This is a genomic window from Paenibacillus sp. S28, from assembly GCF_016624415.1.
Classification (GTDB): domain Bacteria; phylum Bacillota; class Bacilli; order Paenibacillales; family Paenibacillaceae; genus Paenibacillus_AQ; species Paenibacillus_AQ favisporus.
This window is the reverse complement of record NZ_JACVTM010000013.1, coordinates 79255-91428: the sequence shown is the minus strand read 5'-3', so window position 1 is coordinate 91428 and position 12174 is coordinate 79255. Positions and strand designations below refer to the sequence as shown.

8 protein-coding genes are annotated in these 12174 nt (G+C 53.3%); 5 read left to right on the top strand and 3 right to left on the bottom strand.

Annotated elements, in window-relative coordinates; translation table 11 throughout:
• Positions 1-22: 22 nt before the first annotated feature.
• A complete protein-coding gene (locus IAE55_RS25470) occupies positions 23-715 on the bottom strand; it encodes a hypothetical protein (protein ID WP_200634242.1) in 693 nt (230 codons plus the stop codon).
• Positions 716-1007: 292 nt separating this feature from the next.
• Here IAE55_RS25470 and IAE55_RS25465 point away from each other — a divergent pair, with 292 nt between their 5' ends.
• Positions 1008-1793 (top strand): hypothetical protein, encoded by a 786-nt coding sequence (locus tag IAE55_RS25465; RefSeq protein WP_200634241.1) that lies wholly within the window; start codon positions 1008-1010, stop codon positions 1791-1793.
• 78 nt (positions 1794-1871) lie between these two features.
• On the opposite strand, the gene IAE55_RS25460 is transcribed toward IAE55_RS25465, so the two are convergent.
• A complete protein-coding gene (locus tag IAE55_RS25460; RefSeq protein WP_200634240.1) occupies positions 1872-5903 on the bottom strand; it encodes an endo-1,4-beta-xylanase in 4032 nt (1343 codons plus the stop codon).
• 387 nt (positions 5904-6290) lie between these two features.
• On the opposite strand from IAE55_RS25460, the gene IAE55_RS25455 reads away from it, so the two are divergent.
• Entirely contained in the window at positions 6291-7178 is an 888-nt protein-coding gene (locus IAE55_RS25455; RefSeq protein WP_200634239.1) for an ADP-ribosylglycohydrolase family protein, read from the top strand.
• A 72-nt stretch (positions 7179-7250) separates the two neighbouring features.
• Here IAE55_RS25455 and IAE55_RS25450 read toward each other — a convergent pair whose 3' ends face one another.
• Positions 7251-8429: an epoxide hydrolase family protein gene (locus tag IAE55_RS25450; protein ID WP_200634238.1), complete on the bottom strand. Its 1179-nt coding sequence runs from the start codon at positions 8427-8429 to the stop codon at positions 7251-7253.
• A 142-nt stretch (positions 8430-8571) separates the two neighbouring features.
• Between IAE55_RS25450 and IAE55_RS25445 the strand changes: the two genes are divergently transcribed.
• From IAE55_RS25445 to IAE55_RS25435, 3 genes are all read left to right on the top strand, one after another.
• Complete coding sequence (locus tag IAE55_RS25445) at positions 8572-9513, top strand: helix-turn-helix transcriptional regulator (RefSeq protein WP_200634237.1); 942 nt, start codon at positions 8572-8574, stop codon at positions 9511-9513.
• A 199-nt stretch (positions 9514-9712) separates the two neighbouring features.
• The gene (locus IAE55_RS25440; protein WP_145161928.1) at positions 9713-10159 is read left to right on the top strand and encodes an Hsp20/alpha crystallin family protein; all 447 of its coding nucleotides are present in this window, start codon (positions 9713-9715) and stop codon (positions 10157-10159) included.
• A 302-nt stretch (positions 10160-10461) separates the two neighbouring features.
• Entirely contained in the window at positions 10462-11850 is a 1389-nt protein-coding gene (locus IAE55_RS25435; protein ID WP_200634236.1) for an FAD-dependent oxidoreductase, read from the top strand.
• The last annotated feature ends 324 nt before the right edge of the window (positions 11851-12174 follow it).

The window sequence follows — 12174 nt, the reverse complement described above, 5'->3', positions numbered from 1 at the left end:
TATTTATGCTTTTCGAACAGGTTTAGCTTCTATTAAATTCCTCGTTTAAACGGCTCACGTAATGTTCCAGCACGTAGTCCCTCACAAATTTTTCCTTAGCCTCGTTGTCCTCTATCCTTTGAAACAGCACGTTCCTTTTTGTTCGTTCCGGCGCAGGCTTGTTAAGCCAGAGCTCCAAGGCCTCGCTCTCCAGCTGTCGCTTCACCCTTCGTTCCGTTAGGTGATCCGCCTGTTTCCGGCTCTGGGTTTGAACCGCCGGGGACAAGGACGCCGCCGCTTCGGTCTGCTTCATAAGGAGCTCGGTAAGACGTTCGACTTTTTCCTGCTCACGCTGCAGCAGTTCGAGCAGATGCTGATTAAATTGCTCCTGATTGTTAAAGCGATCGATCACGGATTTCTCCAGTTCGGACAAGGCTTCGGCAAGATGATCGCTCACGCGCTCATCCTTATGGACGCTCGTACCGCTCACGGTCGTGATCGTGGATGGCTGGCCCAGCAGCACCTCCTCGACCTGCTCCCCGTTCAACCCCTTGGAGTATTCGTCACGGATCCGGGCCAGCGTGGGAATAGACGCGGAAGATATCAGATAGCTTTTATGCTGCTTTTTCGTATGCAAGTGATGTCCGTGCCGGTCCATGTATCGCCTGATTGTTGGCTGAGGGATTTCAAGCTGTCCCGCCAAATCGGAAACTTTCAGCCATTGCTCATCGCTCATGTGCGCTCACTCTCCCATCATCATACGCTCATAGCTGATATATTCTGGACGCGGGGGGCTTTTTCCTTCGAGCGTAGAGCAATTAGGCTCACTCAATCATTCACGGCTGGGGTGGCTGGACTTCAAGAGCCGGATTATTCAGTCCTCGGCATTCCCTGGGCGTTACTTCTCACGATTAGCAGCGTTTATAGATAAGAGGTTACGATATTTTCAAATCATAACAACCATTTCTTAAATTATATGGAAAAAAGAACGTATATAATAATGTGCATCAACTAGCGAAAGTGAGAGGATGGTCATTAACAAGCTCGCATTATTTTCGGCTTCGATTTTAATGTTCAGTTTTCTTGTGGGTTGCAGCAAAGATCAGACGATAAACAGTCCCTCAACAGGCACGGAAGCAACAACAGAATCTCGGGTAACAACGAATTCACAACTAGAGAATCATATGAATACGGTCGATCCGTCACTGGATACGAAATCTTGGTCTTCGGAGAACAAGGAGGTAAAGCTGACGCCGGTTAAGGAAGGGCAATATTCGTATGAATCCGTAGCCGTTGACGTGAATGGTGTGAACAAGGCGTTCGACTGGAGCTTTTCGACGACTGAGGACCCGCGGATTTACTACACGGATGTTACCGGCGACGGGAAGGAAGAAGCGGTGATCATCCTTAATAAGGGAAAGGGGACAGGACTGAATATTGATGAATTACATGTGCTGGACGGGACGGATCTCTCCGAAATCAAAGTGCAAAGTTACCAGGACATTGTCGCCGGCCAGATCGAAACGGGGGTTACCCGGAAAAATGATCAGACTTTGGCCATTAAGGTAAAGTCACAGGGAAAAGAACATCAATTTGATTATCATGTTGCCGGTATAAACTTTAAACAGGACAAGCTTAGTTTTGGCGGCGTCATCTATTATTGGATGAGGAATCAACGAATCGTCACCACGTTAGGCGCGAGCGTTGGCATTTCTCCGCAATACGTAGGCGATTTTCAGATCACTTATAAATTCGATCCTGCAGAAAATAAATTGATTGCTGATCAAATCAGATTTGAACCTGTTCACAGATAAGATGATCTGGGGATAAAAAGGAGACACCGGTCAACTAACCAGTGTCTCCTTTCCATTTCAAAGTATGACTCCCCAATGCTACAACATCCAAATCCGATACAAAATGACCGCCGCCTCAGCCCGGGTGAGCGGACCTTGCGGCACGATCTTACCGTTGCTGCCGGTGACGATGCCGGCTTTCACGAGCGCAGCCGCACTATCCTTGGCGTAACCGGCAATGCTTGAGGCGTCGGCGTATGCGCTCAGGCTTCCGCTGCCCACAACTGTTTTTCCGGCAGCGGCTAAAGCACGTGCAGTGAGCATCATCATCTCCTGGCGGGTGATCGGGCTGTCCGGCTTGAAGGTACGGTCTGGCAAACCAACCGCAATGCCCAGCTCATTGGCGATGTCCAGCTCGCTATGATTATAAGCGTTTGGATCGACATCGCTGAATGCGGTTTTCGGGCTGCCTGTACCTTGGAGTTCAAGCGCCCGAACCAGAAGGGCTACGAAGTCGGCCCTCTTGATTAACGCTTCAGGAGAGAAGCGGCTCTTGGACATTCCATGGATAACTCCACGGGCGGCCATGGCGTCAATGGCTGGCTTGGCCCAAGGGACGTTTTGCAGGTCTGTGAAGGCCGTGGAAGCATAGGTGACTGCATAAGTACTGAAATGGGTGGTGTGGAATACCACCATTCCAGTGGCGGCATCATAGCGGCCGTTAGGAATAGGGGTCGCCTGGCCTTGGCCGTCGACATACCAAACTACAATCTGATCCGAATCGCTTAACTCCTCAGCAGTCGGCTTGTATGGGATTTCCACCGTCACAGGGGCTGCAGGATTGTTCCAATCCAAGGTTCTGCCGCCTGCTGCAAGGCTCAGCTCGATCACCGGACGGCTGCCGATCCGTTCACGATCGGCTGCGCTTAGGTTCAAATGGTCCGTCGATGCGGTTCCGATGCGGACGGATACCTGCCCGGATAGATCTGTCTGATTGGATAGCATGCCGCTTGGAATTCGAAGAACAGCGGAATCCGTCTTCAGCAGCAGCTCGAAGGATTCTTTTCCACTAAGGCTTTGAGCCGAGAGCTGGACTTCAACGGAACCGGTGCCGGGCAGCTTTGCAGCCTCGATCACGATTTGCTTCTTCCCGCTGCCTGTTGCCGCCGCTTGCTCCAGCGCCTTTTTCAAGTTGTCGGTGGAAATGGTACTCAAGGCACGTCCTTCTTGGACTTTCGCTTCCGGCTTGATTGTAACGACACCACCGGCGCTAACGGTAATCCCGGTTTGCGGGCTGCCGCCGCCGTTGCTGTTATTGCCGCTGCTGTTGCCGCCATTACCGCTTCCGCTATTACCGCCGTTTCCGTTACTTCCGCCACCGCCCTCATTACCCGAGCCATTGTCGCCCGGATTGGCGGGTTTGCCGGTGAGGGTCAGTACGCCGAACACGGATGGATCCTGGTAGCCGTTGCCGGTCGTGTCGTTCCAGGCGGCGACGCTTTGACGGGCGCCGTCTTTCGCGTCATTGACCTGGGCGTCGAAACCAAGCTTCAGCTGATTGGCTGGCGTTACTGTCTTGAGCGGAATTTTCATTTCTACCGTGTAGTTTGTGCCGGCTGCTTTGGTCACCGACTCGAAGCCATCTGCGATCTTGGGCGGATTAAAGGAAGTTTCGTTATCAAAGTTAATGCGGAACTGCCCGTCGTCATCCTGGTAGAACGTAGTTTTTGCGTTGTTCTCGTCCAGGAAGACTTCGACGGAGTCCTGTTCCCATGCATTCGCGCTGGATTTGTCCAGCTGAGTGTCGCTGATTTGGATCAGCACGTACAGGTTGTGGTCGTCCCAGAGCGCTTTGGCTGTGCCCGTCGCGCCCTGCCACGCCATCTGATAGCGGTTGATCGGCATGGCGGCCGCTTGGTTCCAAACCGCGTCGACCGTCCCGTCAATCACCGGCGTGCCGTACGCCGCGGTGGATTGGTTGGCATTGCCCGACTCGGGCGGATGCTCCGTGATAAATTTGTCCGGATCAATGACGCCGTAGTATGCTGTCTTGGCCTGAAGATTTTTATCAAACAACAACGGGTTGGAAGAGGCCCTCCAGCTTGTACCGTCGTCCATTCCCCAGAAGGTGACCCGGCTGATGTCGGCGGCATGGTTCTTGAATATCTTCATCAATTGCGCGTACAAGTAGCCCTGGGCGTTGGCCAGCTTCTCGGGGAGCTCGTAGTTGCTGCCGGCCTGGATGTCCAGCTCGCTGATGCTGACCTCGACCCCTAAGGAGATGAACTTCTCCAGGGAAAGCTTCACATTTTCCGGATTCGTGTTCACATTGTAGTGCCCCTGCATGCCGACACCGTCGACCAACTTCTTGCCGGGATGCTTTTCGGCATATCTGTCGTTCATGGCTTTGACCATGTTATAAATGGCCTGGGCCTTATTCTGGTTGTCTTCGTTATAATCGTTGTAATACAGCTTGATATCCCAATCCGGATGATCGTTCAGCACTTCCCTGGCCGCAAGGAACGCCTGCTCAACGTAGTCCGGCCCGATCGCGTTATACCAAGGGGATTTGCGTAAAGACTCCTCCCAATTCACAGGATTCGGCGGGTTGTCGTTCATCGCTTCGTTGACGACGTCCCAGGAAATCACCTTGTCGCCGAAATGCTCCATGACGGTTCGAATATGGGTCCGCAGGTTGTCCAGCGCTTCCTCGCGGCTCAGAGGGACCGTGTTACCCTGCGCGTCCTGAACCGTATTCATCCACGCCGGCGACTGCTGATGCCATACCAGCACATGCCCGTGCATCTGCATGCCTGCAGCCCGAACTTTATTGACCATTGCATCGGCTGCGGTGAACGTGAAGCTGCCCTTCGTCGGCTGCAGCGCATCCGGCTTCATGGCGTTCCCCGCCGTGGCGACGTTGTGATGCATGGTTAACAGCTCCAGCCGTACGCCTTCCAGATCCTCCGCCGAGATGGCGTTTCCGATCAGAAAATCGTTTTGGTACGCGTCCTTGATGGGGACCAGATCTTTCTGGATTTCGACTGGCGTCGAGCCGGTTTTTTCGAAGCTGATATCGTCGATATAAAAGGAGGCTTCCGCGTTACTCGAACATTCCACGTAGAGGGTTAAGTATTCGCCGCCCACGCTGTTGTAACGGTAGGTTCCTTCAAATTGGACCCAGCCGTCATTGGTGCTGATCGTTTTCGGGGCCAGGGTCGCATAATTTGCGCTGCCACCGCTGCCGATCTGGGTGGACAGCTGAATCTGCGAGCTGGCGGGGCTGATTAGCTTGACCCAGGCGGATATTTTATACTCGGCGCCTTTATCCACGTATTTCTCCACGTGTAATGACGGCCCATGCCAGGTGGCTGTCCTGTTTTCCACTTTGAGGGCGTACGCACCGTCCGGTGTGTGGTTGGCTTCATCGGTGACGGTCAGTTTCTCCGTGCCGGATCGGCCTTCAAAGCCACCGGGGGTCTGATCCTCAAAAGTGATCGTGCTGAAAGGCAAGGCCGGATCTCTAGGCGGTTCTTCGTTTCCGCCCCCGCCGGAGTCAGCCTTTTCAGTGATGAGGATATCGCCGAGGTAGAAGGGGACTGTGGCACCGGCGCTGTTGGATTGAACACGCAGTCGAGTATCGCCGCTGCTGGTATCCAAGGTGAATTCTTTGGTCAACGTAAAAGCTTCCCCAGCTCTAAAAGCTGCGCCGGCCAGCCAGCCGTAGCTTTTGTCAACGGTTTGAAGATACGCTTGGGCGTCGTCAGGAACGGTGGCTTCAGCGTCCACATATCCTTTAACGGTGATCGTGTAAGCTTTGCCGTTTTGGATTCCTAAGTCGGTGTAGTTGAAATCAGCCGCATCGTAATCGTGGGTACGGTTGCTTACATAAAGAGCCCCTCCGTCCTCGTTCCCGTCAAACACTTTGCCTGAGACCTGTGCGAGGCTGGCGCCTCCCGATTGAACGGCTTTGCCAATTCCGTCCGAAAAAGTTTCATGGTACACCACCGTTACCGTATCGGCATCCGGCTGCTCTGCCTCCGCGCTTACATGCGAGGCCAGCCAGCCCGACGGAATGATCAGAGCCGCGGCGATTATGGCCGAAAAGGCTTGTTTCATCCATTTACTCATTCATTGCACTCCCCCTGCACCAATGGTTTGTTGATTAAGCGCTTACATTTTTACTCGGCGAGTCCTCCTTTCCCGCCAAGATGATACCATTCGCCCGGAAAGCGCGTCTTACAGCAAATGAAAGGAGATATCGTGCTTTTTTTATATAATTCTGAGAGCAGAAGAAAAGGGGAATCACGCGAAGCTCGGCCGACCGGGCCGCAGGAAGTTCGCTGCATCTATGGAATGGATGATGTAGAATATGCATAGGCAATGAAGATTCGGGCAGAGGTGGGGAATGATTGAGGAGTTTCTATTCGCTTATCCCACTAGCCTGCACTTGCTATAATCATAACTAATAGAACAGACTTCTTTTCAAATATCTCATTAGAACGCGGGAGTGATGGCATGCAGGACCAAATGCTCGACCGCTTGAAGGGCGGCCTCTATGGCGTGGCTGTGGGTGACGCGCTTGGCGGAACGACGGAGTTTATGAGTGTCCGGGAAGTAAAAGCCCAATATGGCTATTTGACGGAAATCATCGGCGGCGGAGTATGGCAGCTCGAACCGGGGGAAGTAACCGACGATACGATGATGACGCTCTGCGTGGCGGAAGGGATTCTGGAAAATCCCGTGGAGCCGATGGAGGCGATCGGGCGTTATTTTCTCGAATGGTATCAATCGCGGCCCAAGGACATTGGGAACATCATCCGGCATGTGTTTGAAAAATATGAGGGAGATTGGCTCGAAGCCGCTTTTATTGCTCACGCAGACATGGGTCAGAGCGGCGGGAATGGCTCCTTGATGCGATGCTTGCCGGCTGCGCTGGCTTACAACGACCCGGCTGAGGTTGAGCGGGTGACGATCATACAATCACGCATGACGCATTACGATCCAAGGTGCGCGGAAGCTTGCGTTATTTATAATCGCATTGCCGATCGTCTATTGCGCGGTGAGGACTTGAGCGAAGCCATCCTGGCTGAGGTAAAGGGCAGCGAGTATGAAGGGATGATCGAAGACGAACCGGACTGTCCTCCCAGCGGGTTTGTGGTCCATACGTTCCGTTGGGTGCTGCATATTCTGCTTCACGCGTCCGACTTCAGCGATGCGGTGCAGCGGGCGGCCAACCTGGGCGGCGATTCCGATACGATCGGAGCGATCGCCGGCGGGTTGGCGGGAATCTATTACGGCTATGAGGGGATTCCGGCGAAGTATGCGGAGGCCATCCTGATCAAGGATCGGCTCGACCGGGTGGTCTCGCAGCTGTATGCGTTGAGGACTTCATCGTCAGCGTAAAAAGAAGCCGAAGCAATAAAAGGGAAAAGGGCACACCTAAGGTGCCCACCCTACCTCTATCCACTTTAACGGTTACAGCACATTCCGAAAAAACGTACGGATGTCCTTGATCATCAGATCCGGTGCGTCGATCGCGGCAAAATGCGTACCCCGCTCGAACTCGCTCCAATGTACGATGCGGTTGCCCTGCTCGGCGAAGCGGCGGATCGCCACATCGGATAACTGGAATACCGCGACACCTACAGGAGTTGGCGACATGTCTTTCGGTGCCCAGGCACCCGGGTCGTGTGCGCCTTCGTAATACATGCGCGTAGAGGAGTTTGCCGTTCCCGTCAGCCAGTACAGCATAAGGTTGGTGAGGAACGTATCACGGTCCACGGCATCGACCGTATCGCCAAAGCCGTTAAACAATTCGCAGGTCCAGGCCAGAAGTCCGGCCGGAGAGTCGTGAAGCCCGTAAGCGAGCGTCTGCGGTCTGGTGGACTGGATCATGTTAAACCCGAATCTTTCCTTCATAAAATGCCCCAACCGACCGACCCGCACCTTCTCAGCATCGGTCAGCGATGCAAATACGTCGTCTTCGATAGCCCCGAACGGCACAAAGCCCATGGTCGCCGCGTTGACATGCACCCCGATGACGCGACCGGCGGCGATGCGGCCGATTTCCGGTGCGATCATGGCGCCCATATCCCCGCCCTGCACACCGTACTGCTCATAGCCGAGGAGCGTCATGAGCGCATCCAGTGCTTGGGCTGCCCGCGATGGGCTCCAGCCCGCATCGGTGGTCGGGCCTGACAGGCCAAAGCCCGGCAGCGAAGGGATGACCAGGTGAAAGGCATCTGCGGCATCGCCGCCATACGATGTCGGATCGGTCAGCGGACCGACCAGCTCCAGGAATTCCACAGGGGAGCTGGGCCATCCGTGAATGAGCATGAGTGGCACTGCACCCGGCTCCGAGGAACGAATATGGAAGAAGTGGATGTTCGCACCGTCAATCGTCGTCATAAATTGAGGATAGCTGTTGAGGCGCTGTTCCTGCTTGGACCAGTCAAAGGAATGCTCCCAGTAGGCCGCCATGTCTTTCACAAAAGAGAGCGGTGCTCCGTAATTCCAGCCTGCGCCCGGAAGCTCATCCGGCCAGCGGGTCATGCTTAGGCGCTGCTTGAGGTCCTGGAGCTCTGCCGGCGTCGTTTCCAAGCGGAAGGGGCGGATCGTACCTGGATTGGTTTGGCTACTAGCGAACATTTTCATTTTTAACATCCTCCTCGGGGGTTCTTATGTCTTTATTGTAGGCGCCCCACCTTGACAGCAGTATGTCAGCGAGAAATGCAGTGGATATAAAAAGTGATCTTTTTTGTGAATCACCATTTCTTAGATGAAGGAGAGGGGTAGCTTGAAAGTAGAACGGCTGCTTGGTATTACGATGATCCTGCTGAGTCGGCGCAGGGTAAACGCCCAAACCTTGGCTGATAAGTACGAGGTATCGCTGCGCACGATCTATCGCGACCTCGAGACGATCAACGCTGCGGGCATCCCCATCGTGTCGTACGCGGGAACGGACGGTGGATATGAAATTATGGAGAAGTACCGGATCGAGCGGCAAATTGTCACCTTGGAAGACCTGAAATCGATCCTCGTCGCCTTAAAAGGCGTACAAGCTTCGCTGGATGACCGGGAAATGGACGATCTGCTGACCAAAATCAAGGCGCTTGTCGCCAAATCCGAGCAGGACCAAATGGAGGATGAGGGCGAAACGCTCGTGTTTGACACCAACCTGTGGCATGGAGGAGGAATCAAGGACAAGTCGGTCCTCGTTTCGCTAAGGCAGGCGTCCAAGCACCGATCGGTCGTGTCCTTCCTATACACCAATACGGAAGGGACAGCCGAGCAGCGCGAAGTCGAGCCCATCGGCCTGGCTTGGAAGGGGTACGCCTGGTACTTATACGCCTACTGCCGAACCCGTCAGGATTATCGGACGTTTCGGGTTTCCCGATTGAGCGGCTTGAAGGTGCATCTGGAACAATTTCCGTCCCGCGGCGTGCGCATGGAAGAACTGGATGCAAGGTGGGGCAACCAGGAGACCGGACCGGCAGTTTCCCTCCTTCTGCGTTTTAAGCCGCGGCTGAGAGTACGGGTGGAGGAGGCTTTTGGCGTTGAGAACGTTGAGACGGAAGCGGACGGATCGCTGCTGGTCCGAACGAGTTACCCGGATAATCATTGGATGTACGGCATGCTGCTGAGCTACGGGCCGGATTTGCGGGTGCTTGAGCCAGCGTATGTAGCCGAGAGGATCCGGTATATGGCGGTGCAAACGGCGGGGAATTACGAGGATTAAGGCAGAAAATTTACATACGATTATCCGAAGGTCAAATAAGGTCAAAATAATAATTTTCACGATAAATCCACCATAAAACAAGTCAAATCAGGCTATAATCGCGTGTAATCAGCTGTAATCGTTTTTGTCATTTCACACCCACGGGCATATAATAAAGTCGTAAGGTCAAACAAGGTCAAATTGAAAGGGGAAATGAAGCATGTTTGACTTGATTCCTTTTGGAAAACGCAGAGAAGATGCTTTTGGACAATTGGTGAAATCCTTTAACGACGTGTTCAGCGACGATTGGTTTACATCTTTCAAAGGATCGTTGACGTCCTTCAAGACCGATATCCGGGAAACGGAGCAATCGTATCTGGTGGAGGCGGAGCTGCCCGGTTTTCAAAAAGAAGATATCGAGATCAGCTACGCTGAGCCTTACCTGACGATCAAAGCCGTTCGCAAGGAAGACCATAGCGTGGACAACCAAGACGAACAAGTCGTCCGCAGAGAACGCCGCTATGGGGAATACACGCGCAGCTTCTACGTTCCCGATATTCATGCAGACGGAATTAACGCGTCCCTGAAAGACGGCGTACTGAACATGGAAATACCAAAACAACCTAACCAACGCACCAAACGCATTCAAATTCGCGAAGACATCTAATCATATAGTAAATTGATATGAAGCATCCCGGACGGGGTGCTTTTTTGTGAAGATTATAATTTTGAGATTTTTTTCACAAACCCCTTGCAAAGGTGAAAGGTAAGGTGTATGATTAAGCCATAAAGAGGTTGTGATATAAATCACAAATAGATCAAGGCAGATAAATCATCGGAAATATTTTTTTAAAGTATATTGTGCATTATTTCACAAATGAGCAGTGACCTCCATTCCGCTGCTTATCCATTAAGTTATTCATACCGTTTCACATTCATCCATTTCATTCCCTATAAGGAGGAATTACCATGAAAGTCGCAGTCATTGGATGTACCCATGCCGGAACCGCCGCTGTGAAAAGCATTGCCGTGCAGCACCCGGAAGCCCAAATTACGGTGTACGAACGCAACGATAACATTTCGTTCCTGTCGTGCGGCATCGCCCTTCACGTCGGAGGCGTCGTCAAGGACGCAGGCGGATTGTTCTACAGCAATCCGGAAGAGCTGGCCGGTCTCGGCGCCGTGACCCGGATGCGGCACGAAGTGCTGGCCGTCGACACCAACGCCAAGACACTGAATGTCCGTAACCTGGTAACCGGCGAGGAATTTACGGACAGCTATGATAAGCTGGTGGTCACCACAGGCTCGTGGCCGGTTATTCCGAAGATGGAAGGAATCGATCTGGACAATGTCCAGCTGTGCAAAAACTATGCTCACGCGCAGGAAATCATTGCCCGCGCTGCGGATGCAGAGCGCATCACCGTCATCGGCGCCGGGTATATCGGCATCGAGCTCGTCGAAGCGTTCCGCGAGCTTGGCAAGCAGGTCACTCTGATCGATAACATGGACCGTGTCATGGCCAAGTACCTTGACCGCGATCTGACGGACCTAGCCGAGCAGATGCTGAAGGACCGCGGTGTGCAGCTGGCGCTGGGCCGGACGGTGGAAGGCTTCCACGGCAGCGAAGGCAAAGTGCGCGAGGTCGTCACCACAGACGGTACGTTTGAAGCCGATATGGTTGTGCTGTGCATCGGCTTCCGCCCCGGCACGGATCTGCTGAAGGGTCAGGTTGACATGCTGGCGAACGGCGCGATTATCGTTGACGACTATATGCGCACAAGCAACCCTGATGTGCTGGCCGCTGGCGACAGCTGCACCGTACGCTACAATCCGACGGGAACGGCGATGTACATTCCGCTGGCCACCAATGCCGTTCGGATGGGTACGCTGGCCGGCATGAACCTGGTTCAGCCGACTGTGCGCTACCAAGGTACCCAGGGAACGTCGGCCATCCGGCTGTTTGACTGGAACATCGCGTCGACAGGCATGACCGAGGCCGCCGCGCTTGCTGCAGGCTTGAATGTGAAAACTGTAACAATCCATGAAAACAACCGTCCGGAGTTCATGCCGACCTACGATGATGTCATGCTGAAGCTGGTCTTCGAAGCGGCCGGCGGCCGAATCGTCGGAGCCCAGGTGATGTCGAAGGCGGACATGACCCAAGCGGCCAATACGCTGTCGGTGTGCATCCAGAACCGGATGACGGTGCAGGAGCTGGCTTTTGTAGACTTCTTCTTCCAGCCGCATTACAACAAGCCATGGAATGTGCTGAATACGGCCGGACTGGCTGCCATGGAGGAAATGAAGAAGGAGCAGACTGCTCCGGAAGCTGCGGTCGAAATTAGCCGTGTAATGTAATCACGAGTCATTTAATCATTCCAACCACGAGGAGTTCCATTCCGGCGGGAAGCGGGATTGCCAGCCTGCTTTTTGCCAATACCATAACCATGCTTGATTCCGGCCCGAAGGGGCCGGGATTTTTTTTGCTTTTTCGCTGATGGAGCGGGATGTGCTTCATTATTTTTTTAAAAAAACTTAAGGTATCTATTGACAAATCACCTCCGGCCGCATATTATCTTAATTAATCAAGATATTATATAAATCAAGATAATTAATTGGTCCAGTTAATGTCAGCAAATCGTTTCTTGAATAGCAAAGAAATCCGCCTAATCAGGCGGCCAT